We start from the raw sequence: 23,599 nt of genomic DNA on the forward strand, positions 1-23,599 counted from the left end.
GTCCATAATATCGTAGTGCAGTAGACATTGAAATATACGAAGGTGTATAGAGATGATTGGCAATTAACTCACTCGATAGAGTCTTTCCTGAATATTCTGGGTTGATCACATAAAGTCCTCGCTTCAGTCTGATGATAACCCCTTGTTTTTCGAGCCAAGTAACTTTCTTATTAGCAGACTTCAGTTCCGGATATAACGATTCAATGATTGAAGTCGTTACTGGAATGGTTCCTATTTCACTTAATTGTCTATCCATACTGCAAATATAGCAATATTTTGAACAATAAAAGAAATAACAATTCTTTTTCTGTTCAAAATATTACTACTAAGACCATCTTAAAAAATAGCGACTGCTGTCACATAATGATTACCGACAAGGTAGATTATTCTCTAAAATTTCTCATCACTCACCGATTGTAAAGACCTCATAGCACTTAAAAATAGATTCTATTTTCATAGATAAGACACTAAAAACTCACAAATCTGTTCATCGATACAAACATCAAGTCCTACTTCATCTTTAAGTCTAAAAGAATAAAAAGCATCCTTTTCTTCTTTTTCGAACTGTGAAGTAAACGAGGCACTCATTGTTCCCAATACAGTTTATGAAACTTTTCACATTTAGTAGAAAGCCCATGGGCTAAACCATTTTTAAGTCTGTGAGTATTTCATTGCCCATTTAGCTTTCTCAAGAATCGCTATTTTTTCTAGCTTTTTCATAAAATTACATGATTAGAGATTAGGAACTGCACCGAATTTACCGAATTTATATGCCTTTTGGAGAGAACTGATCCTATTCAATCCCTTAAAATTTGTTAGAGGATACAGCACACTTGATCCATCCAGATTCTTTTCAGTAAACCAGACATTATCTTTTCTAAGCAAATCTTCCTCTCCTAACAGTCCATCATAATGTGTAGTGAGCAACAACTGGGCTTGCTCTGATTCTTTCAGAAAACGTTCAATAATATGTTCTATCAATTTCGGATGAAGAGAAAATTCGATATCGTCAACAGCAAGAAAAGCATCATTTTCAAGAATCTTTTGTACTTGAGCAGCCAAGCCAAACGTACGGATAGTACCGTCCGATTCAAACAGTTCCGGGAATTCATAATAATCATTGTTACCATCATCAGATGAAACTTTATGCTGATACATAGTATAATTAATCGAACCCTTATGTGTTTCCTGTTCTTTGGAAACAATATTTGAAATATTGAAATCAGCTTCCTGTAGATATCTCAAAATATAATCTTTTGCAGACTCATTCTTGATTGATTCTTCGGCATAACGACTTAAAGATGATGCAGGCACAATTGCCGGCATAACCTGATTGGTTAGATACTGAAGAACTGCCTCTAATTCTACAATATGTGTATTTACCTGCATATAAGCAGCAAAAACTGACATGTTATGCAAACACTTCAATGTTATTTCCTCTTTGACAGATTGCGACATTTTGATCTTCTGTCCAAATTTAATAACTGATACATTATTCTCAGTATTTCTTTCAAATATGGTAGCAGGCTGTTGACTTGGATAATAGATTAGACTTTCCTTTGCTACGTGCCATCTGTCTAAAGCTACAGAATAGACATAACGAACTGCTTTTTCCTCATTCTTCAAGTAGAACGAAATCGAATATTCAGATAACTGCCTCGAACCTGTTTTATTCAGGAGAAACGGGACTATTTGAATTTGTTCTGCCTTATTAAGTGGGGTATAAGTAATGAATGACTTAATAAAATCACAAACTTTAATAATATTACTCTTACCCGAAGCATTTGCTCCATAAATGACAGCCACTTTCAATAGTCTCACATCACTCCCAAATTCGACAACATGATATGACTCCATATCCTTACTTCTATCAGCTTCAAAACTTAATATAGCCTCGTCTCTGAATGAGAACATATTCTTAAATCTTATTTTTGCTATCATACAATCTGTTTTCCCACAAATCTATTACTAAATATCCATATTCACAAATTAGATTTGAATATTTGCATTATTTATGCAAGAACTAAAAACTAACACTCTTTTTATCGAATTTATTGTACCCGTATTAATATAATCATTGAATCAAAACATCAGTCCATCCATTAATAGAAAAATCGATACAAATTAACATCAGTCTTCATATTATCTTACTTCACAAAGATTTAAATACAACCACAAAATACTTATTCTATTTGCATGATATTGCACGCCATTGATAAAAATGCCATATCACTAAAAAAAGGGTAAAAAATACCTCGTTCTTGTAACTTATTTGCCGGAAAACTTTGAAATTCAACAAAATACAATTATCTTTGTCTTACAAAAAGAATGTGACAATATGCAACTTGTTGATATTCAATGAGTTACAATGACTAAAAATGACAAAAAATTAGACTTCTGTACCTTTTAGAGCTACAAATATTTGATAATCAAAAACTTGCAATTACTGCATCGGAAAGTGAAGTCTTATTTTGTTACTGAAAACAAATAAGAAAAAGTAATTAATCACACTAATATAAAGGCATTAAAAAAAAGACAGTGAATATTTATTTTTATTTGCTATCTTTTCTTTTGTTTGTATATTTTATTACTGATCTGTTACTAGCAGTAGAACGAGTAACAAAATATCAAATAAAATGTTCGAATTTTACATTGACAACCTAAATCTATACATACAGAATTACGGACAAGATAACTTTTACTGATGAAATATTTTGTATATAATGAATTAGGTTCACACCTACAGAAACATCGTAAGCAGCGGAATACTCAGCACTGAGAGTAAGGTCGTAAGAAATGTACCTTCGGCCATAATTACTTCCCCTTTCTGATACTGGATACAAAACAAGGTGCCATACGAGGCAACAGGCATAGCTGCCAGCACAACATTTATATTGGCTATGGTTTCGTCTATACTACATAGACGCGATAAATACAGAATTAGAAGCGGAACAAGCATCAGACGCAGAACAGACATAATGTAAATAGCCATATTGCCAAACATACGACGGATAGGCACACGCGCAATTGATGAGCCTATAATGAGTAATGCTGCAGGTACAGTCACATTTCCAAGCAGTATGAATGGAGTGCTGATTACACGTGGTGGTACCCAGCCGGTCACTACAATCAGAATAGAAAGATATGATGCAATCATGGCAGGGCAATAAAGAGTACGCCAGTCGAAACGCATCTTCCCTTGACCGCCGGAAATGAACAATGTCCCGAACACAAATATCAGCAGAGTACTTGGGAAATTAAGGATACTTGCATAGAATACCGCACTGGCTCCGAAAATTGAAGCCACAATAGGATATCCTATAAAACCTACATTACCAAATGCCAGCATAAAACTATAAATGCCTCGGTCGGATGATTTGACAGGCAAATAGCGTGGAAGCAGAAAAGACAGTCCAATGAGAATAACATATGTAGCAAAACCTACCACGAGTAAAGGAAGAATCTTTTCCTTATCAGGGAGTGTGTCACCCATCACCGACGAAAGTATCAGACTTGGACAAGTCACATTGATAACCAGTCCAGAAAGTTTACGGTCAAAATCCGCATCCATCATTTTTTTCTTACTCAGATAATAACCGATGATTACCAGAATAAACAGAATAATCATCTGTGTAACGATTGCATCCATTGTTTTCTTCTTACCTTTAAAAGTCGTGCAAAGATACGGATTATCGTATTTGAGTATTCACAGGCAAAGTTTTTTTTCATATCTTTTTATTTACTGTTTTTATATTCACCATTTATAGGCTTTTAGTACTTTTGCACACGAATTTTTCAAGTAATAAAAATAAATTCAAAATGACGAGAAAAGATAAAATTATATCCTTTGTTTGGCAACATGTACTTCTTTTTATTGCCTTGTACATAATGACTCTAGGAATTTCCCTTTGCGTAAAAAGTATGTTAGGAGCCAGTGTTATCAGCGTTCTGCCATATGCATTTCATGATGCCGGAACAGACGGGCTTACTCCGGCACTTACAATCGGACAATATACATTCATAATGAACGCCCTGCTGGTGGTTGGACAAGTGGGAGTACTCCGACAACAGTTCGATCCGGTCCAACTGTTTCAGTTATTGGTAGGATTCGTATTCGGCATGCTGATAGACTTGAACATGCATATTATTTCATGCTTGCAACCAACAGCATTTTTTGAAAAAACCATAGCACAATTCGCAGGATGCACGATTCTGGCTATAGGTGTCGCACTTGAGGTCAGATGCGGCAGTGTAACCATGCCTGGCGAAGGTTTTCCTGTAGCCATCAGCAAAGTAACCGGTATCGAGTTTCCAAAGATTAAGATAGCGGTAGATATCTCACTAGTTCTTCTCGGCATTATCTTCTGCTATATATTTTTCGGGAAATGGCAATGGCACATCATTGGAGTAGGTACATTATTCGCAATGTACTATGTAGGATGGGCCGTACGTATTACAAGCCATCATCTGAAATGGTTCGATCGTCTGCTCAGATACCGTCCCGGATTCAGAAGGTACATCTACGGTTTGGCAAGATACATTTACAGAAAATAATTTGTTCACAGATATATGATTGATTAATTTTGCACCCCGATAACAATTACATATAACCAACACATGAAAAAACTAAGCAAAAATGCCATTATAGGCTATCCGGCAGGAATTATTACCGGTATAACCTACGGATTAAATCCATTGTTCGCGGTTCCACTGATGAAGAACGGTGCCGCCACTGAATCCATACTTTTCTTCCGCTACTTTTTTGCGGTTCTGCTTTTGGGATTGTTCCTGATGCTACGTAAACAAAGCTTCAAGGTTTCGGGTAAGCAGATTGGTGTGTTATTTGTCCTCGGCCTACTCTATACTTCGAGCAGCGTATTCCTTTTCGAGGCTTACGAATATATTGCATCCGGACTGGCCACCACACTTGTATTCCTCTACCCTGTTCTTGTGGCAATCATAATGGTATTCTTGAAGGTAGTTCCGTCATGGCCTGTATGGCTGGCAATTGCAGCCACATTCGGTGGAGTACTCATTATGACGCAAAGTGACGGTACACAAACCATCAATCCTATCGGTGTAGTGCTTTCAATAGCCTCTGCATTGGTGTACGCACTATTCATAGTAATCATCAACCGCAGTAAGGCAATTGCAGGAATATCCAATACATTACTTACATTCTATGCCCTGACAGTGGGAGCAATTGTATTCGTTGGAAAAATCATCAGTTCCGACACTGCCATAACAGCAGGAATCACAACAGGAGCCGACTGGCTAAATCTGGTAGGTCTTGCTCTGTTGCCGACTATAGTTTCAACTGCTACACTTGCCATAGCATCACGAAATATCGGAGCTACAAAGGCTTCTGTTTTAGGTGTATTCGAACCTATAACTGCTATTGTCGTCGGTACTCTTATGTTTGGCGAGCCACTGACAACAAACATTATCGTAGGAATCTCCATTGCCATGGTAGCTGTAACGTTTATGATTACTGCTACAAAACGATAAGATTGACATATAAGATATTGAGAAGCCATGAAAATTGAAGAAGCAATAGTGTATGTATTGACTAAGCGGAATGGCGGTATGACCACAGACCAGATAGCAGAAGCTATAAATCGTTCGGGACTGCATATACGAAAAGATAACCAACCAGTAACAAGCAAACAAGTTTATGCCATTATTTGCCGTTTCCCGGAGATATTCACGAAGGAAGGCGGCAGAATAATGTTAATGATGTAAGATATATGAAGAAAGTTATTGTTATTTCTACAAGTCTGCGTGCCGGTTCCAACAGCGACATGATGGCAGACAAGTTTATTGAAGGAGCACTGAAATCAGGGAACGAAGTAGAAAAGATTTCACTCATCAACAAGGATATCCGATTCTGCCGAGGATGTCTGGCATGTCAGAAATTAGGCAAATGCGTAATTAACGACGACGTAAATGCAATCATGCAAAAAGTCCTGAATGCTGATGTAGTAGTATGGGCCACACCTATTTACTATTATGAAATGAGTGGACAGATGAAAGTTCTGATTGACCGTATGAATGCCATGTACAATTTGGATTACAAGTTCCGCGACATATATATGCTGACAACAGCTGCAGAAGACGAGCCGGAAACTCCGCAACGTGCTATCAGTGGCCTGACAGGCTGGATTGACTGTTATCCTGAGAGCCGTCTTGCAGGAACTTTGTTCTGTGGAGGCGTCGATGCCCCACGTACAATCGAGGGCAACGAAAAGCTTACGGAAGCTTACAATATGGGAATGAATATCTAACCTACATTTTTAAGCTCTGCAATAAGCTATCAGTTCAACACTATAATTGGTCGCTAAGTATTCACCAATACATAGCCCCCAATTATAGTCTTTACATGACAAGGATCGCAAATTCTCATAAATCAGATTCATACAATCCTTTGTGGGTTCTTTTTTAAATATAAAGTTCAAGATCAAGTCACTATATGTATTTATTTTGTCTAGATTAAAATTTTCAAACATTTCCGTTATCGTCTCTCCGCTATAAGTTGAAATATATATTTTACCAACCATACAGACTTCATCAAAATCATGGCTTACTAAAGGTATATATGGTTTTAAGCCTCTTTTATAACATCCTTGGCAATGCATCCCCATGATCTTATCATTCAGAGAGCTCTTCTCGTAATTTCCTAAAGGGCTAGCATCTAAATCAGGTTGAAATTCTTTTATATCAATACACGTATAATCGAATCCATTCATCTTTATGGGATAAAGTTATATGCTACTTTAAACACAGATTTTATTTTGCAAGTTCTTCTAAAAACATTCTCGCAGTCTGACGTTCAGTTTCACTCATTCTAGACGATCCTGCTATAATCTCCAGAGCTTCCGTTTCCAAACCATTCTTAATAATGCTACGTGTAGAAGATAAACGTGTCTGCACAGATTTTTTATATTGAGGATATTTCTTTTCTATCTCACTTGCATCAATTCCAATATTATTTCTAACCAGCGGATATAAATTTAGAAATGCCGCTTTTCCGACTGAATTTAATGTATTTTCCAGAGCAAACTCCTTGTCTTCATCATATTCATCTTCCACTTTACTCCTGACTCTAGAAATAACCAACGGGGCTATTTGTTTTATAGTCTTTCTTCTCTTTGAAACCTCATATCCAGACATAGACCAATAAATTTCTCCGATATTTGTCACAATCTCCTTCTGTTCAGGAATCTGCATAATCTCTCTCAACTCTGAATATTCTTTTTGGAATTCAGTTTTTATATAGTTTTGTACTATGTTGATTAGTTCTAGCTCCTCTCCCAACCTTTTTCCTGCATATGCTACCAATTCATTTTTAGGAATAATGAAAGAATTCAATGGATGTACCAAGCGGAGGAAATGTGCCACAAGTATAGAATACTCATTTTCATCCGGCAATCTGCCAATGTGCCGAACATGTTCCACATCAGATTTCCATTCTGTTCTATCAGGATTTTCAAATACACAGCTTAAACGTTGTTTCCCTGCGAAATCATAACCTACAGGAACGATATGTGCAAGATACCATCCTGAAGTATTCAAGTTTATTCTGTTACAGCTTTCGCAAGAATAATATGTAAGTTCTTTTTCTTCAGAAGTAGAACCAAATGAACAAACCACATTTTTCTGGCTAAGATGCTCAATCAAATCAGAAGCTGTGTATATCTTATTATATAGTTTCATTGCTGCAAAAGGCATAGCAAATGTATTGTCGCAGAAAAATGTTTTCATCCCGTTTTTATACATAGACAAAAAGCCTCTGCGCAATAAATAATATTTGTCTTTTCCCGCACTACCATAAAGACGTATGGGGAACACAACATCTGAACGTTTAACATATTCCATGAGAGAATTATGAATAAACTTAATCATCTCCTTATCTGCAAACTGCCATTTAATCATCTGATTAAAGAAATCCTCCGCATTTTTCGCATATCCTTTATCTACAGTCTTTATTTTATTCTTCTTAATACCGAGAATAATATCATTTATTTTAGAACTGTATTTTAAATTTCTATTTTTCATAATATCATTTTTTTTAAGTAACCATTTAAGAAATTAAAATATTGACGAATATTTGACATACTGTTTTGTATAGTCTTTTTTGTATGTATTTGTTGAATAATTTGTTTTGATTCCGAATCTATTAACTCCAGAAAATCCTCTCGCTGCTTATTTGTTTCTAAAGCAATAGCCGTGAAATATGGATTATTATATTTGCTGTACAATGATGTGTATTTATACCATGATAAAATACACTGCATACTAGATATGACTTTTACGATATTATCATACTGCATTTTTATTGATTCCAACCATACCTTAAATTCTTCCACATAAGGTATTTCCAAATTTACAGTAGTATAATCGGATGCATATTCAGTCATACTCGCCAAGAATTCCATATAATAGTTTATAGAGCGAATCTCCATTTTAGTAAAGGCATTCTTATCGGATTCAAGCATTTCATCCATAGTAGCTACACATACTATATTAAAATAATCCAATGCAAAATCTGCAACACTTTTTACATGCTTAAATAATTTTCCTAAAGCACTATAAACATCCACATTAACTTCATTATATATTCGTTCATAAGCCGACATGTAACTATCAATAAACTCTTGCAAATAACGTTTGTCGGTTATGTTATAAGCCTCTTTAAGCCAATTGCAAAACTCGGTTTCCATATAAGGTGCTACAATAGCAAAGTCCATTTCTTGGTCATCACTCTGCTGTATCAGATTCCATATTAATTTTTTTTCTGCCATAATGCCAATAATTTTTTTTGCAATATTAAGGACTTATCAGGAATTACCGTTACTCAAAGGCTTGAGAATTTTCGGGAAAATATAAATCTCAATTCTAAATATATGGTTACAAAACATATCAAATTTAAGAATAATCAAAAACGATTATCCCTAATAGCCAGAGTGACATCTATATAAGAACGTACTCCTTCTATATAATCAGCATACAATGTTTCGGGATCTTTTCCTTTTAAGATACGACATTTGCCACACGACTCACAGTCGTGAAGGCACTTCCAGGCTTCCAAGACAAAAGCTCGGCGTTCATCCTTGGTTGATTGTTTAATATCAGGGGGATTCATAATTATTTCAGTTCTTTCTATGTGAATAAGCTATAAAAAACAAATCTGTTAACACAAATATATTGACTATATATCAAATGACAAATGAAAAACATATTTTTGAATGTATATATCTAGATTTAAATTACAGATATTCTACAATAAAAGAGATTATTCAAAATAGAAACATTAACTTTGCAATTAAGCATTATTGAAAACCTACAGATATGGAAAAAGAACTTATACACTCCTGTCCTGAATTGATAGACTATATCAACGAAATAGGATTTCTCCCACTTCTACCGATGGGTATCACAGGTTGGTCGGCAGATGAGATTGTGGACGAAGATTGCCAATACAACCGTTTGCCTGACGGAGGATGGGAATGGCCGCTTTGGGAATGGAAAGGTTCAATTTTGCAGGAAAGCGGTTGCGCATACGGCAAATTTTTCAAAAGCAAAGCCGCATTTATCAGTCGTGAATGGTGGCCTGATTTTTGCAATTACAGAAGGAGCATTTATCCATATCCAGAGGAAGGAAGCATAGAAGATACAATACTGGATATTCTGAGGACAGAAGGCAGCCTCATCACACGCGAATTGCGCCATGCATGCGGATTTACCGGTCCGAAGATGCGCAGCAAATTTGATGCCTATATCACCAGACTGGAAATGGGCGGATATATAGTAACAGAAGATTTCATTTATCCTCAGGACAGGCATGGCAGAGAATATGGCTGGGGCTGGTCTCTACTCACCACACCTGAAGCATTGTTTGGAAAATGCCATCCGGACAGAACACCACAAGAATCATATAACAGAATATTGAAACACTTCAAAAAGATATTGCCGGAAATACCCGAACAGTCACTTAAAGCCCTACTGAAATAATCCTTTTATCACAATGATAGCAATATAGACTGTTTACAGATATTATGCAAGCGATATTAAATAAATTATTACTTACACAAACATAAAATTATTGCATCTGGAACGAAATCTAAAACAGCATACCGCATTTAGTTGATTATATCATATCTTCATAAAATAAAAATGTTAAATTCAAACCAATTATTAACCTTTCTTTTCTTCAGAAAATCTATTATTAACAGGAAAAACGACAGCCCATTCAAGATAAAATGTCTTGTCATTACGATTGAAAAGACAAAGCGTTTTCACTTGAAGAGCCAAAGCTAATAATAATACAAATAATATACAACTAAAACTCTAGAACAAAGAAAAATACACAAAACCATAAAGATATAAAACACAATTATAGCAGCAACACATCAACACAACTAGCCCCAATATAAAATCAAAAAGAATGTAATTTTATATTTTCAACAACATTTTGCTAATAATATAGCAACTAAAACTTATCGGGATTTTAAAATTTTCAAACACACCTACAACAATCAGCAATTTTCACAACTACAGCCGCCCAATTTATCAAAATGTCAAATTGACAAAATAACATTCTGTCTCAATATTGATATTCGGACTTAATTCAATAAATTTGTATCTGAATTGCAAATTTGTACAAACATGAAAATAATCCTCGCCATAGATTCATTCAAAGGTTGTCTCACATCGGAAGAAGTTGAAGACATCGTTTCATCTTCCCTAAAATCAAAAGAAATTGAGATACATAAAATTCCAATGTCTGACGGAGGAGAAGGTATGCTTGAAGCATTCATATCCGCCATGAACGGTAAGATAGTTGAATCAATAGTTCACGACCCGCTAATGCGCTCAATAACTGCACAGTACGGAATAGCACCTGAAGGTACGGCTGTAATAGAAACAGCTAAGGCATGCGGACTGACACTTATGTCAAAGGAAGAACGTAATCCAATGATAGCAACCTCCTATGGTGTTGGCGAGCTGATAATACATGCCTTACATGCAGGTTGCAGGAATTTCATTATCGGTCTTGGAGGCAGCGGCACCAGCGATGCTGACAGAGGAATGCTAAAAGCTATTTCTGACAGTTTTCCAGACGGAAGAAATGTAAAAGAGATTATAGACAAAGAAATGAGCGACTGCCGCTTCACACTGGCAAGCGATGTACGAAATCCGTTATGCGGAAACAACGGAGCAGCATATATCTTTGCACCACAGAAAGGCTCTACAGAGGAAATGGTAATAGAACTTGACAGAAGAGCGAAGGAGTTTGCAGAGGCATCTGCCAGCCTCATCGGAGAAGACAAATCAAACGAGCCCGGAGCAGGTGCGGCAGGAGGATTAGGATATGCTTTCCTGCAATATTTCAATGCCACTTTCAAGTCGGGTGCCGATCTGTTGCTTGAACTTACGGATTTTGACAGCCTCTTAAACGGAGCCGATATGGTTATCACGGGCGAAGGACACGCAGACAGTCAAACCTTGATGGGGAAACTGCCGGAACGGATACTGAGACATTCACAGAAACGTAATGTTCCTGTATGGCTGATAGCCGGACGTACTGACGACAACAAGAAGCTTCTTTCCGAAGGATTTGCCAAGGTGTATAGCATTACACCTGACAATATGCCTACAGAAGAGGCGGTGAAGCCGGACAATGCCATAGCAAACATAAAAAGGTGGACCGAAGCCCACCTTATACCACTGATATCAAAAAAATCGATTAGTCTTTCTTCACACGGAATATCTTATATCCTATAGCCGAAACAAAAATGCTCATCAAAGGGCTGATATAATTAAAAAATGCGTATGGCAGATACACCAGCGTAGGCACCCCCAAGATAGTAGCCTGAGTCATTCCGCAAGTGTTCCACGGCACAAGCACTGATGTCACCGTAACGGCATCCTCTGTTGTACGGCTAAGCAAACGGCTTTCATAACCGTTGTTCTTGTATATATCCCTGAACATATTTCCCACAAGGATGATAGATATATACTGGTCGGCAGTAGCCAGATTAAGGAAAATGCCCGAGCCTACCGTAGAAGCCACCATACCTGTAAGCTTGCGTGTGAATTTCACAAACATTCCTGTAATACTTGCCAGCATTCCGCAAGCGGTCATGGCGCCTCCCAGACACATGGCGCAGATTATCAGCCAAATAGTGTTCATCATACCGCCCATACCTCTGGTGGCAATAAGCTCTGTAAGCTGAGATGTCTCTGCCTGAAGACTTGACGAAGTGAACAATGTCTGCAATGTGGTCTTGAATATAGATCTCATATCGCTGCTTCCGCCTGCCAGTTCTATCACGTTATCCATCTGGAATATGAGCATAAACACAACTGCCATAGTAGCCGAAATAAACAGAGTGATGATAGACGGAACTTTCTTGGCTATAAGTATTCCAGTCACAACCGGTACCAGCAACAGCCACAATGAAATATTAAACCTGTCGGCCAGACCATTTGCAAATTCTGTCATCTCTGTTGTGCTTCCTACCCCATGATTGAAACCTGCAATCAGGAACATTATAAGTGCTATCGTTATCGAAGGCACCGTAGTTATCATAAGATACCTGATATGAGTGAAAAGCGGAGTATCCGTAACCGATGACGCAAGAATAGTAGTATCGGACAAAGGAGATACCTTGTCACCAAAATAAGCTCCTGAAATAATGGCACCTGCTATCCAGCCTTCTTCAAAGCCCTGAGCCTTTCCTATTCCCATCAGTGCAATACCTATGGTTGCAATAGTAGTCCACGAGCTTCCCGTCATAACAGACACTATGGCACAAATAACACAACATGATGCCAGGAAAAGACTCGGATGTATCAGTTGCACACCGTAATAAATCAATGTAGGCACTACTCCACTGAGCATCCATGCGGCAGACAAAGCTCCAATAATCAACAGTATGATAAGAGCCGAACTCACTCCTGCTATATTATTCACTATGGCATGTTCAATATCTTTCCATTTTATGCCATAACCAGTCATTCCTATTGCCGCACAAATGGCTGTAGCAATAAGCAGACAAACCTGACTGGCACCTGAAAGAGCATCAGATCCGAAACTTCCGATAGTGAAATACAACAAGACCACCAATATGGCAATTGGCAAAATAGAGAAAAATGGAGAGGGATAAGTTGTCAATTTTTTCATCCTCAAAAACAATCTTAATTTTAAACCTGAATAAAAACCCGTGCAAAGGTCTGAATATTTTCTATTATTCGGATAAAAATGACACTGATATTCCATTTTTTTTGCAAAATTTCTGAAATATCATTAGCTTTTATGGGTGAATTAAGCATGTTATTTGTATTTTTGTACTGATTTACACATTATAATGAGAAAGTTCACACTGTTAAAACATACATTAAGAACCATTATCATATCAATGATGGTCATATATTTCGGATTGATAGCTTTGCTTAATATTCCTTTCGTTCAGCAAGGTATCAGTTCGTTTGCAGTACGCGAACTCTCAAAATTATTGAATACAGAAGTGAAAATCGGCAATATTGATTTGGGATTATTGAACAGGATTATTGTCAATGACATGGAAATTTATGGTCCTGAAGGCGAAAGGCTTGTCAATATAGCCAGATTCTCAGCCAAATTCGACATTCAAGCTATTATCCGTGGAAAAATCAGTATAAACAGTATTCAATTATTTGGTTCAGATTTCAATCTTGAAAAGAAAGACAAGAATTCCGACATAAATATAAAATTCATAACAGACCTTTTTATAAACAAAGATAAAGACAAGGAAAAGAAAGCCATTGATTTAAGAATCAATTCTGTGCTTGTAAGAAGAAGCAGTGTAAACTTCAATATTCTTTCAGAAGCAGAGACCGAAGGTAAATTCAATCCGTCACATCTTTCTGTAAAAAACATTTCAGCAAACATATCTCTTAAAGCATTGACAGAAGACTCACTCAATATCCATGTCAAACGTTTGAGCATGGCAGAAAAATCCGGTCTTATATTAAAAAAACTGTCATTTAAGGCTATTGGAAACAAGAGCAACATGCGCATTGACGATTTCGAACTGTTACTGCCCAACAGCAACATCCGTTTGGATAGTCTGGTTTCTGATTTCAACAATATGCTGAATATAAGAAAAATATCCGATATCAACTATAGATGTGACATGTCTGCAAAAATTGTTCTATCGGATATAAAACCTTTAGTACCGTCATTGAAGAATTTTAATGATACTATAAATCTTTATGCCGGCTTGAAAAACGAAGGAAGCAAACATTATATCAAGAATTTAAACATTTATTCGAACGACAGGACAGTCACTCTTGCTTTTGGAGGCAATTTGACCACTGTAAACGACTCGACAGACATGTATTTCGACGTCGATGTAAAAAAGCTTGATATAAACGAGAAAGGTGTAAAGTGGATTTTCAAGAATATAAACGGAAATGCCAATATTCCTGACATAGTCCATAGAATTTCTTCAGCAAGTATTTCGGGAAACATCAAAGGTACACCTGAAAAGATTGAAAACAAACTTATAGTTTATACTCCGCTAGGTAATATTAAGTCCAACTTTTTCATGAATAGGGATTCAATAAACAAAAGAAGATCCTATTCAGGAAGATTCTATTCCGAGAAACTGAATCTTGGGAAATTGGCTAAGAAAAAGAATATGTTGGGCAACGCTTCATTCGATATTACGCTGAACGGGCTCACTTATCAGGATAACAAACCGGAGTCTTACGTAAAAGGCGAGATTAAATCGCTGGATGTAAAAGGATATACATATCACAACATCAAACTGAATGGTATGTATACACCCGGAGGATTTAACGGACATATCGCTATCAATGATAAAAACGTGAAACTGAATATTGACGGAAAATTTTCCACTGCTGAAGAGATTCCGGTGTTCAAGCTCACAGCAGGATTAAAGGATTTCAGACCCGACAGATTGAAACTTACTGAAAAATATGTCAATACAACGTACTCTTTGAATCTTCTGGCAGATTTCAGAGGTAAATCAATCGATGATATTGAAGGTTACATCAATATCGACAGTCTGACGTGTACGTCTGAGAACGCCGATGAAAATTATTTTCTGCCATACTTCCGACTAATCGCCAACAAAAATTTAAAAGGAAATGACATTCAAATCAAGTCCAATTTCATTAATGGAGAAATAAACGGGAATTATTCTTATAAGACAATAACATCCAGTGTAGTAAAAGTCGCTCACAGATATATACCATCCTTCTTTCAGGAAAACAACAGAATAATAAAGCAGGAAACAAGCAATAACTTTACTCTCAAGTTTAAGATCGACAACTCGGATTTTCTGAAAAAAGTCCTGAAATTGCCGATAGAAATGAATATGCCGGCAACACTTAATGGTTATATTGACGACAGCAATACAAAGGTTTATATAAATGCCAACATACCGGAAATAATATACAACAACAAAAAGTATGAATCGACAACATTACTGTTCGAGAATCCGGAAAAAGACCTTCATTGTCATATAAGGTCTAACATGCTTATGAATAAAGGGGCAATGGTAAACGTAAGTTTGAACGCCAAAGCATACAATGATACACTTGCTACAAATGTATATTGGGGAAACAACACTAATGTTACATACAGCGGAAAGATTTCTGCAAACACCATTTTCTCAAAAAACATAAACAATAGTAAATTACACACGGAAATAGAATTAGAGCCTAGCCAGGTAGTACTTAACGATACTATATGGAACATACATAAATCCAATATAAGTATTGACAATGACAGTATAGACATATCAAACTTCCTTTTTGAGCATGGAAAACAATATGTAAAAATCAACGGAAGGCTTGGCAAAAAAGAATCGGATTCATGTATGGTAAATCTTCAGAATGTGAACTTACTCTACATTATGGATATGATCCAGTTCAATGCCGTGAAATTCGAGGGTAATGCAAGTGGAAAGATTTTCGCCTCAAATGTCCTTAACAAGCCGTTGCTTGATGCCAGATTGAAAGTCAACAATTTCTCGTTGAACGAAGCTTTATTGGGTGAAGCGGATATAAAGGGCGGATTCGATAATGAAAAAGGCAGAATTCTTCTGGATGCAGATATCCGTAAATCGGATGGTGTATTTACAGGAGTTAAAGGTTATGTATCTCCAAAAGAAAAAGGTCTTGACCTGAGCATAAATGCAGGAGGAACGGACATGTCTTTCCTCCAACACTTCATCAAAGACATCTTTACAGACATTAAAGGCAAAGCTTACGGAAACGTAAGGTTGTTCGGACCATTCAAGGGACTCGACCTTGAAGGTAGAGCTAAAGCAGAAATCGGAATGAAGGTAAACGTTTTGAACAGCTACTTCAATGCCAAGGCTGACTCTGTAATAATCAACTCGGGCGAGTTTATATTCAATAACGTACAGCTGAGCGATAATGAAGGCCACACAGGCACGGCCAACGGATATCTGAGACATAGAAAGCTGAAGAATCTAAGCTACATGTTCAGGTTTGACACTAGTAATATGATGGTTTTCAGTTCGGACAAGGAATCTCCTGAGTTTCCTTTTTATGGGAAAATATACGCATCAGGAAGAACAACCATTCGTGGAAATGAAAGCACAGGACTTGTAGTAGATGGAAATGTCAGAGCTGAAAACAATACGTCTTTTGTATATGTCCTTGGAACGGCTACAGAAGCCATAAGCAAACAGTTTATCACATTCGTAGATAAAACTCCACGAAGAAGACAGGAAGAGATAAAAACAGATTTATATCATTACCTGAATGTACAAAAGGCCCTTGAAGAGGAGGATACGCCACCGGATATAAGAATAAATCTTCAGATAGAACCTTCTCCACAGGCCGACATGAAAATTATAATGGACCCGGCCTCAGGCGATTACATATCTGCCAAAGGTACAGGAAGCTTGAGAATAAGCTTCTTCAACAAAGGTAATTTCCAGATATTCGGCAATTACAACATATCGGAAGGTATCTACAAACTGAGTATGCAGAACATTATAAGGAAAGATTTTGTCCTCAGACAAGGAGGCAGCGTTTCTTTCAATGGAGACCCTAAGGCAGCAAACCTGAACGTACAGGCCGTTTATACTGTCCCTTCAGCATCATTGAACGACCTTATTGCGGACGCTACATCCACCAGAGGTAATATCAGGGTGAACTGTATAGTAAACCTTTCGGGACTGTTGACATCGCCAAATTTAAGTTTCGACATAGAGTTGCCTACAGTAAACGAAGAGGACAGACAAGTAGTGAAGAGTCTGACCAGCACACCGGAACAGATGACCACACAGATTATCTATCTGCTGGGAGTAGGTAAATTCTATACATACGATTATGCCGCACAGAGCGGACAGTCCGACGCTACAAGTTCGCTGGCATTCAGCACATTGTCCGGGCAGCTTAACAATATGTTGTCGCAGGTAATCGACAACCAGAACTGGAACCTTGGAACAAACCTCACTACAGGTCAGAACGGTTGGACAGACGTTGAGGCAGAAGCCATACTGAGCGGAAGACTTCTGAACAACAGACTTATTATAAACGGAAACTTCGGATATAAGGAAAATACGCTGAGAAATACTAACTTTGTAGGCGATTTCGAAGCGATCTGGCTGTTGACAAAAAACGGCGACTTCCGATTGAGAGGATATAACCAGACGAACGACAGATACTTCACTAAATCAACGCTCACCACGCAGGGTATAGGTCTTATCTATAAAAAGGATTTCACCCGTTGGGACGAGCTTATTGACTGGGTAAGCAATTTCCGATTATACAGAAAGAAGAAATTGTCGCAGAACAAGAAATGAATACACATAAAAATAATATAAGAATAATGAACAATAATCTTTCGCTCCCGTCAGAATGGGACAAACAGAGTTATATACAGCTGACATGGCCACACATCAATACAGATTGGGCTTATATGTTGGAAGAAGTGGAAAAGTGTTTTGTAAATCTCGCTACAGAGATTGCATCAAGACAACCTCTCCTACTTGTTGCACCGGAATTCCCAGAGGCACTCAAAGATTTTCCATACAAAGAGAATATCACATTCTTCCAGTGTAAGACTAACGATACTTGGGCAAGAGACCACGCTTTCATAACACTGAAGGACAAGCATGGCGACCCCCAACTGCTGGATTTCTGCTTCAACGGATGGGGTATGAAATTCGCTGCCGACAAAGACAACCTTATCAACAGCAAGCTTTTCGGCAAGCACATCTTGAACGGTGACTATATAAACAAGCGTGACTTCGTTCTGGAAGGAGGTTCCATTGAAAGCGACGGAAAAGGTACGCTTCTCACCACATCGCTATGCCTGCTGGCACCAAACAGAAACGATACAATGTCGCGCCATGAGATAGAAGACTATCTGAAAGATGCTTTCAATCTTCAGCAGATTCTCTGGTTGGACTATGGTTATCTGGCGGGCGACGACACTGACAGCCATGTTGATACCCTTGCAAGACTTTGTCCGGACGACACAATAGCATACGTAAAATGCGGCAATCCTGATGACGAGCATTACAGCGCCTTGCTGGCTATGGAAAAGCAGCTGGAGTCATTCACTACACTCGACGGCAAACCATACAGACTGCTCCCTCTGCCTATGCCGGAAGCTATCTATGATGAAGATGGCTACAGACTGCCTGCCACTTACGCTAACTTCCTGATAATGAACGATGCTGTGCTCTACCCTACTTACGGTCAGCCTGAAAATGACAAGGAAGCGGCAAGAGTTCTGGCGCAGGCTTTCCCGGGAAGAGAAATCGTAGGCATAGACTGTAACGCCCTTATCAAACAGCACGGCTCATTGCACTGCGTAACTATGCAATACCCTGAATCAGTATTCAAAGGATAAAAACATCAACATTATAATTTAAACAGACATGAACAGAATAATAAGAGTTGGTATCGTCCAGCAGTCATGCACAGGAGATATCAAATATAACTTGGAAAAACTTCACAGAAATATAGCTTCACTGGCAAAAGCCGGAGCACAACTTGTAATATTACAGGAATTGCACAACTCACTTTACTTCTGCCAGACAGAAGACACAAGGCTGTTCGACCTGGCAGAACCTATTCCAGGTCCTTCAACCGGATTCTATAGCGAAATAGCAGCGGCATACGGTATCGTTCTTGTAACATCACTGTTCGAACGCCGTGCGGCAGGTCTGTATCACAACACAGCCGTAGTGTTCGAAAAGGACGGAAGCATAGCAGGTAAATACCGCAAGATGCATATCCCGGACGATCCTGCTTATTACGAAAAATTCTATTTCACTCCGGGCGATATAGGTTTCGAACCGATTCAGACTTCAGTTGGAAAACTCGGTGTACAGGTATGTTGGGATCAATGGTATCCGGAAGGAGCCCGCATGATGGCGCTCAAGGGAGCAGAACTACTCATCTATCCTACTGCCATAGGCTGGGAAAGCACTGACACACAAGAAGAGAAGCTTCGTCAGCTCGGTGCATGGGTTACAGTACAGAGAGGTCATGCTGTTGCAAACGGACTGCCTGTAATTGCAGTAAACCGTGTGGGACACGAGCCAGATCCTTCAGGCCAGACCAACGGTATCCAGTTCTGGGGAAACAGCTTCGTGGCAGGTCCGCAGGGAGAAATAATCGCCCAGGCTGACAATATGAAGGAAGAAAATATCATAGTCGATATAGACATGAACCGCAGCGAGAACGTACGCCGTTGGTGGCCGTTCCTTAGAGACCGTAGAATTGACGAATTTGGAGAACTGACAAAACGATTCAGAGATTGATAAATCATACATGACATGGGTAAACTTGCACTTAAAATCTTTAAAGCATTATATGGGCTTGACATTGAGGCTCAAAGTACCGAACTTACCAGACTCAGACTTGAAAACAAAAGACTGTCTGAACTGTTGAAAAGTACATCAAGGGAATACAACGTCCTCAACGACAAGTACAAGAAGAAAAAAGAAAGTCTCAGCAATGAATATGGGGTGGTATCCGACGAGCTCAATGAGCTCAAGGGAAAGTACGAGGCCCTGGTCATGGAGAAAGAGAACCTTGAAAATACCCTCAAGGAAAACTCTGAAAAGTTTAAAGAAGAAACAGATAGGGTTTCCCTGGAATCTGAAAAGATGTCCGGGGAAATCGAAAGTCTGCAGAAAGTCATCGAAGGACTGAACGCAGAGAAAGATACTCTAGAGAAAGAAAAGGAAACTCTCTGTAAGGAGAAGGAAACCCTTGGCACAGAAAAAGAAAACCTCGCCAAAGAACTTGAGGCTATCAACAAGGAAAAGGTGGCTCTCAATAGTGAGAAGGATGCTGCAATTAAAGAGCTGGAATCAATCAAAGAGCGTTATCTTACTGAAAAAGAAAGTCTTAGCAAAGAACTGAAATCACTTAACGAGCTTCATAAAGCCGAAAAGGAAAATCAAAACAGTGAATATGAGCTGGTGGCTGATGAACTGAAAGCACTCAAGGAAAAATACGAGGCTTTAGTCAAAGAAAAAGAGGAACTTGAAAAATCAGCTAAAGAAAATTCCGAAAAGCATAAGGAAGAAACCAGCAAAATTTCCTTTGAATCTGAAAAAATGAGCGGGGAAATCGAAAATCTGCAAAAGGTTATTAAAGGGCTGAATGCTGAAAAAGACGCTCTCATCAAAGAAAAAGAAAATCTCCGTAATGAGAATGAAACTCTGTTGCAAGAAAAGAATGTTCTCAACAGTGAAAAAGAAAGCCTTGACAAAAAAAATGAAGAACTTGGAAAGGAAAACGAAACTCTGAATAAAGAAAAGGAAGTTCTCGGCAAAGAGATAAAATCAGCAAATGAGGCTCACATTGCAGATAAGGACAAGCTGAAAAAAGAAATAGACAGCCTTGGAAAAGAAATAGCATCACTCAAAGAGTTATATCAAAAGGAGAAAGAGGAGAACACTACCCTCTCCGAGAAAGTGAAAACTCTGGAAAGTGAAATAGCGAATTTTAGCCTTACTGCACAAATGAAAGAGGAAGTTTATTCTGTTATTGAAAAAGAAGATGAAGAACTTCCGGCTGTTGAAACATCCATTGATGAGAAATCAGAAAAAATTACTGATGACGAGGAAGAAATGAAAGAGATGATGCAGAAAGAGATAATCTCTTTAACACAGAAATACGATTATATCCGCGTCACAACAACAATAGGAAACCAGTATATCTACCAGTCCAGACATTTCCAACTCAGGACAGGACTGTTTGATTGGGGAATAGAAGGAAAGGAAATCATCACTGACGAAATCCTTTATCTGGAAAATTCAGCTGTAACAAAAATGGAAGGTCTGGACAGTCCTTTCGACGGTGAGGAAATAATATGCAATATGGAAGACGAGGATTCCGCTTCTGCTGTTGCCGATTCTTTATTGATGGCAATCTGTACATATCAGCCAATACAGGTAAATTATCATGACAAGAACGGACGTACAACTCTGAAGAATCTGTATCATGTCACTTTCAAGCCTTTGGCCAACAAGTTCAGTCTGCCATACAAAAATCTTTTCAGAGATATGCTCGACGAGAAAATTGATGCTGAACAGCTCTCTGCATTGTGTCCGCACAATCCTGAGCCAAGAAACTTCGCTATTCCGCAAATTCAGACTCTCCGCCGTTTCAATGCTTTCTTCACTACAAAAGAAGGTATAGAAACAATGAAAGAAGGAATCAAACTTGCACAAGATGCAGAACAGACAGAACTGGCAGAGGTGCTGATGAGTAAGATTCAGAATTGAGATATTGTTTTAAGCACAAATTTATCCTCAAAACGTGTACGGTCTTCTAAAAAAAATTATAATTTTGCAGTATGAAAGAGCTAGCAAGACATATAGAAGTACTTTTACTGGAAAATGACTGTGTAATAGTTCCCGGTCTGGGAGGTTTCATTGCACACAATAAAGCTGCAGAATTCAAGGATTCTGCAAATGTATTTTGCCCGCCGGTAAGGACTATCGGTTTCAATCCGCAACTTATAATAAACGACGGTTTATTGGCACAGTCATACATGCAAGCCTACGACACTGACTTTCCTGACGCAAGCAGGAAAATTGAAAGTGTAGTATCTCAAATAAAAGATTCATTATATAAAAATGGACAGGCAGAACTTGAAAATATAGGAACACTATATTACACCATGGCAGGAGTATATGGTTTTGAACCATATCAGAATGCTTTTTTCAGTCCTAGTCTGTATGGTTTGGGCAGTTTCTCAATTTCTCCTCTTTCTGAGTTGAAACCGCTCAATGAAACTACCATAGAGCCGCGTATAATGATTGAGACAGTACCCTCTTCCGACGAAGACAAAAAAGCAAAAGCAAAACAGCGTCATATCATTAAGCGTATGGCAGAGCATGCTGTAGGAATTGCCGCTGCTGTTATATTATTCTTTGTACTCTCAGTTCCGGTAGAGAACACTTATCTCGATAATTCAAGCTATGCGTCTTTGGGAGCAGAAACTATGCTTGACGCTATCAGAAGCAAGTCAATGGCAACGACATCGCTTGAAACAAAGGATATCAAGCAGAATAATGCGAAAAACAGACGAAATAATGTGAACACTTTACGTCCTGTTGCTGTTAAAAGTGTAAAGGTGGAAAAAGCCGAGCCTAAAGCTTCTAAAGAAGTAAAGGTATCACAAGCTGTTGCAAAGAAAGAGGTTGTCAAAGCTGAAGCAATGAAGGCTGAAACAAAAAGTACAAAGGAAGTACAAAAAAGCAATTCTTCGAAGAATAATGGTATGTTCATTATCGTAGCGAGTCTGCCAACCATGCAGGACGCAGAAAAAGAGCTTGCCAAGTTCAAGAAACAGGGATACGAAGAAGCTACTATCCTGACATCAGACAACCGTTATCGTATAGCATTATACCGCTATACTGACAAGTCAAAAGCTTACGAAAAGATAAATGAACTGAGAAAAGACGAACAGTTCAAGACAGCGTGGTTACTGAATAAATCTAAATGATTAATTTTTAAGGAATGAAAAGAGTAAGATGTCCTAAATGCGACAATTACATCCAGTTTGATGAAACCAAGTATGAAGAAGGACAGTCATTGGTTTTCATCTGCCCCGAGTGTAAAAAACAGTTCAGCATACGTTTGGGACGTACCAAGCTTAATGCAGCAACACGTCGCGAAGAGATCATAGACGAAAAGGAAGGAACAAAGGATTTTGGCAATGTAGTGGTTATAGAAAACACTTTTGCATACAAACAGGTATTGCCCCTGCATGAAGGCGATAACGTAATAGGACGCAGATGCAAGGGAACAGATGTTGACATAGCCATAGAAACAAACGATCCGAGCATGGACCGCAGGCATTGCATAATCAATGTAAAAAGAAATAAGCAAGGAAAATTAATATATACATTAAGGGATAACGACAGTATAACGGGAACATTCCACATGAATGAAATCCTGGGGCCTAAAGAAAGAGTTATAATCGAAGAAGGAAGTATTTTCACTTTAGGCGCTACTACTCTTATTCTGCGCGGCGCAGAAGAAAACAAAGAATAACTAACTATATTTTTAACTAACA

20 protein-coding genes and 1 pseudogene are annotated in these 23,599 nt (G+C 38.2%); 12 read left to right on the forward strand and 9 right to left on the reverse strand.

Features of this window, described 5'->3' with window-relative positions:
* The 4 genes and pseudogenes from Q0486_RS12280 to Q0486_RS12295 form a co-directional block, all read right to left on the reverse strand.
* Window positions 1–256, reverse strand: a pseudogene (locus tag Q0486_RS12280) (hypothetical protein); the annotation flags it as partial.
* Window positions 257–453: 197 nt separating this feature from the next.
* Entirely contained in the window at window positions 454–588 is a 135-nt protein-coding gene (locus Q0486_RS12285) for a hypothetical protein (protein ID WP_299233750.1), read from the reverse strand.
* 144 nt (window positions 589–732) lie between these two features.
* Window positions 733–1,941, reverse strand: a complete 1,209-nt coding sequence (locus Q0486_RS12290; RefSeq protein WP_299233751.1) for an ATP-binding protein — start codon at window positions 1,939–1,941, stop codon at window positions 733–735.
* A 799-nt stretch (window positions 1,942–2,740) separates the two neighbouring features.
* Window positions 2,741–3,649 (reverse strand): AEC family transporter, encoded by a 909-nt coding sequence (locus Q0486_RS12295; RefSeq protein WP_299233752.1) that lies wholly within the window; start codon window positions 3,647–3,649, stop codon window positions 2,741–2,743.
* 170 nt (window positions 3,650–3,819) lie between these two features.
* Here Q0486_RS12295 and Q0486_RS12300 point away from each other — a divergent pair, with 170 nt between their 5' ends.
* From Q0486_RS12300 to Q0486_RS12315, 4 genes are all read left to right on the forward strand, one after another.
* Complete coding sequence (locus tag Q0486_RS12300; RefSeq protein ID WP_299233753.1) at window positions 3,820–4,554, forward strand: DUF6198 family protein; 735 nt, start codon at window positions 3,820–3,822, stop codon at window positions 4,552–4,554.
* Between the two features lie 63 nt (window positions 4,555–4,617).
* On the forward strand, window positions 4,618–5,508 hold the full coding sequence (locus Q0486_RS12305) for a DMT family transporter (RefSeq protein WP_299233754.1): 891 nt from the start codon (window positions 4,618–4,620) through the stop codon (window positions 5,506–5,508).
* A gap of 27 nt (window positions 5,509–5,535) precedes the next feature.
* A complete protein-coding gene (locus Q0486_RS12310) occupies window positions 5,536–5,742 on the forward strand; it encodes a hypothetical protein (RefSeq protein WP_299233756.1) in 207 nt (68 codons plus the stop codon).
* A gap of 5 nt (window positions 5,743–5,747) precedes the next feature.
* Window positions 5,748–6,284, forward strand: a complete 537-nt coding sequence (locus tag Q0486_RS12315) for a flavodoxin family protein (protein ID WP_299233759.1) — start codon at window positions 5,748–5,750, stop codon at window positions 6,282–6,284.
* Window positions 6,285–6,293: 9 nt separating this feature from the next.
* Here the strand turns inward: Q0486_RS12315 and Q0486_RS12320 are convergent, their stop codons facing one another.
* The 4 genes from Q0486_RS12320 to Q0486_RS12335 all read right to left on the reverse strand — a co-directional run bounded on the left by Q0486_RS12320 (window position 6,294) and on the right by Q0486_RS12335 (window position 9,142).
* Window positions 6,294–6,746: a hypothetical protein gene (locus Q0486_RS12320; protein ID WP_299233762.1), complete on the reverse strand. Its 453-nt coding sequence runs from the start codon at window positions 6,744–6,746 to the stop codon at window positions 6,294–6,296.
* A 40-nt stretch (window positions 6,747–6,786) separates the two neighbouring features.
* Window positions 6,787–8,055, reverse strand: a complete 1,269-nt coding sequence (locus Q0486_RS12325) for a hypothetical protein (RefSeq protein WP_299233764.1) — start codon at window positions 8,053–8,055, stop codon at window positions 6,787–6,789.
* Window positions 8,052–8,801, reverse strand: a complete 750-nt coding sequence (locus Q0486_RS12330) for a hypothetical protein (protein WP_299233766.1) — start codon at window positions 8,799–8,801, stop codon at window positions 8,052–8,054. Before Q0486_RS12330 ends, Q0486_RS12325 begins: the two co-directional genes overlap by 4 nt.
* Window positions 8,802–8,935: 134 nt before the next feature.
* Window positions 8,936–9,142: a hypothetical protein gene (locus Q0486_RS12335; RefSeq protein ID WP_299233768.1), complete on the reverse strand. Its 207-nt coding sequence runs from the start codon at window positions 9,140–9,142 to the stop codon at window positions 8,936–8,938.
* A gap of 206 nt (window positions 9,143–9,348) precedes the next feature.
* Between Q0486_RS12335 and Q0486_RS12340 the strand changes: the two genes are divergently transcribed.
* A complete protein-coding gene (locus Q0486_RS12340; RefSeq protein ID WP_299233771.1) occupies window positions 9,349–10,011 on the forward strand; it encodes a hypothetical protein in 663 nt (220 codons plus the stop codon).
* A 654-nt stretch (window positions 10,012–10,665) separates the two neighbouring features.
* Complete coding sequence (locus Q0486_RS12345; protein WP_299233773.1) at window positions 10,666–11,784, forward strand: glycerate kinase; 1,119 nt, start codon at window positions 10,666–10,668, stop codon at window positions 11,782–11,784.
* Here Q0486_RS12345 and Q0486_RS12350 read toward each other — a convergent pair.
* A complete protein-coding gene (locus Q0486_RS12350) occupies window positions 11,747–13,186 on the reverse strand; it encodes a Na+/H+ antiporter NhaC family protein (protein WP_299233775.1) in 1,440 nt (479 codons plus the stop codon). The two genes, Q0486_RS12345 and Q0486_RS12350, sit on opposite strands and share 38 nt — an antisense overlap.
* Before the next feature lie 184 nt (window positions 13,187–13,370).
* On the opposite strand from Q0486_RS12350, the gene Q0486_RS12355 reads away from it, so the two are divergent.
* The 6 genes from Q0486_RS12355 to Q0486_RS12380 all read left to right on the forward strand — a co-directional run bounded on the left by Q0486_RS12355 (window position 13,371) and on the right by Q0486_RS12380 (window position 23,577).
* Window positions 13,371–17,852, forward strand: coding sequence for a translocation/assembly module TamB domain-containing protein (locus tag Q0486_RS12355; protein ID WP_299233776.1), 4,482 nt, complete (start codon window positions 13,371–13,373; stop codon window positions 17,850–17,852).
* Window positions 17,853–17,878: 26 nt separating this feature from the next.
* A complete protein-coding gene (locus Q0486_RS12360) occupies window positions 17,879–18,907 on the forward strand; it encodes an agmatine deiminase family protein (RefSeq protein ID WP_299233777.1) in 1,029 nt (342 codons plus the stop codon).
* A 28-nt stretch (window positions 18,908–18,935) separates the two neighbouring features.
* Window positions 18,936–19,823: a carbon-nitrogen hydrolase gene (locus Q0486_RS12365; protein ID WP_235328436.1), complete on the forward strand. Its 888-nt coding sequence runs from the start codon at window positions 18,936–18,938 to the stop codon at window positions 19,821–19,823.
* Between the two features lie 15 nt (window positions 19,824–19,838).
* Entirely contained in the window at window positions 19,839–21,800 is a 1,962-nt protein-coding gene (locus Q0486_RS12370; protein ID WP_299233779.1) for a hypothetical protein, read from the forward strand.
* A 71-nt stretch (window positions 21,801–21,871) separates the two neighbouring features.
* Window positions 21,872–23,026 (forward strand): SPOR domain-containing protein, encoded by a 1,155-nt coding sequence (locus tag Q0486_RS12375; RefSeq protein ID WP_299233782.1) that lies wholly within the window; start codon window positions 21,872–21,874, stop codon window positions 23,024–23,026.
* Window positions 23,027–23,040: 14 nt separating this feature from the next.
* Window positions 23,041–23,577 (forward strand): FHA domain-containing protein, encoded by a 537-nt coding sequence (locus tag Q0486_RS12380; protein ID WP_204393385.1) that lies wholly within the window; start codon window positions 23,041–23,043, stop codon window positions 23,575–23,577.
* Window positions 23,578–23,599 lie beyond the last annotated feature (22 nt).

Source organism: uncultured Bacteroides sp., from assembly GCF_937912035.1.
In the GTDB taxonomy this organism is placed as follows: domain Bacteria; phylum Bacteroidota; class Bacteroidia; order Bacteroidales; family Bacteroidaceae; genus Phocaeicola.

Excerpts from the sequence above, each read along its gene's own strand:
- Q0486_RS12285 (WP_299233750.1), bottom strand. The coding sequence starts at position 588 with ATGAGTGCCTCGTTTACTTCACAGTTCGAAAAAGAAGAAAAGGATGCT.
- Q0486_RS12290 (WP_299233751.1), bottom strand. The coding sequence starts at position 1,941 with ATGATAGCAAAAATAAGATTTAAGAATATGTTCTCATTCAGAGACGAG.
- Q0486_RS12295 (WP_299233752.1), bottom strand. The coding sequence starts at position 3,649 with ATGGATGCAATCGTTACACAGATGATTATTCTGTTTATTCTGGTAATC.
- Q0486_RS12300 (WP_299233753.1), top strand. The coding sequence starts at position 3,820 with ATGACGAGAAAAGATAAAATTATATCCTTTGTTTGGCAACATGTACTT.
- Q0486_RS12305 (WP_299233754.1), top strand. The coding sequence starts at position 4,618 with ATGAAAAAACTAAGCAAAAATGCCATTATAGGCTATCCGGCAGGAATT.
- Q0486_RS12310 (WP_299233756.1), top strand. The coding sequence starts at position 5,536 with ATGAAAATTGAAGAAGCAATAGTGTATGTATTGACTAAGCGGAATGGC.
- Q0486_RS12315 (WP_299233759.1), top strand. The coding sequence starts at position 5,748 with ATGAAGAAAGTTATTGTTATTTCTACAAGTCTGCGTGCCGGTTCCAAC.
- Q0486_RS12320 (WP_299233762.1), bottom strand. The coding sequence starts at position 6,746 with ATGAATGGATTCGATTATACGTGTATTGATATAAAAGAATTTCAACCT.
- Q0486_RS12325 (WP_299233764.1), bottom strand. The coding sequence starts at position 8,055 with ATGAAAAATAGAAATTTAAAATACAGTTCTAAAATAAATGATATTATT.
- Q0486_RS12330 (WP_299233766.1), bottom strand. The coding sequence starts at position 8,801 with ATGGCAGAAAAAAAATTAATATGGAATCTGATACAGCAGAGTGATGAC.
- Q0486_RS12335 (WP_299233768.1), bottom strand. The coding sequence starts at position 9,142 with ATGAATCCCCCTGATATTAAACAATCAACCAAGGATGAACGCCGAGCT.
- Q0486_RS12340 (WP_299233771.1), top strand. The coding sequence starts at position 9,349 with ATGGAAAAAGAACTTATACACTCCTGTCCTGAATTGATAGACTATATC.
- Q0486_RS12345 (WP_299233773.1), top strand. The coding sequence starts at position 10,666 with ATGAAAATAATCCTCGCCATAGATTCATTCAAAGGTTGTCTCACATCG.
- Q0486_RS12350 (WP_299233775.1), bottom strand. The coding sequence starts at position 13,186 with ATGAAAAAATTGACAACTTATCCCTCTCCATTTTTCTCTATTTTGCCA.
- Q0486_RS12355 (WP_299233776.1), top strand. The coding sequence starts at position 13,371 with ATGAGAAAGTTCACACTGTTAAAACATACATTAAGAACCATTATCATA.
- Q0486_RS12360 (WP_299233777.1), top strand. The coding sequence starts at position 17,879 with ATGAACAATAATCTTTCGCTCCCGTCAGAATGGGACAAACAGAGTTAT.
- Q0486_RS12365 (WP_235328436.1), top strand. The coding sequence starts at position 18,936 with ATGAACAGAATAATAAGAGTTGGTATCGTCCAGCAGTCATGCACAGGA.
- Q0486_RS12370 (WP_299233779.1), top strand. The coding sequence starts at position 19,839 with ATGGGTAAACTTGCACTTAAAATCTTTAAAGCATTATATGGGCTTGAC.
- Q0486_RS12375 (WP_299233782.1), top strand. The coding sequence starts at position 21,872 with ATGAAAGAGCTAGCAAGACATATAGAAGTACTTTTACTGGAAAATGAC.
- Q0486_RS12380 (WP_204393385.1), top strand. The coding sequence starts at position 23,041 with ATGAAAAGAGTAAGATGTCCTAAATGCGACAATTACATCCAGTTTGAT.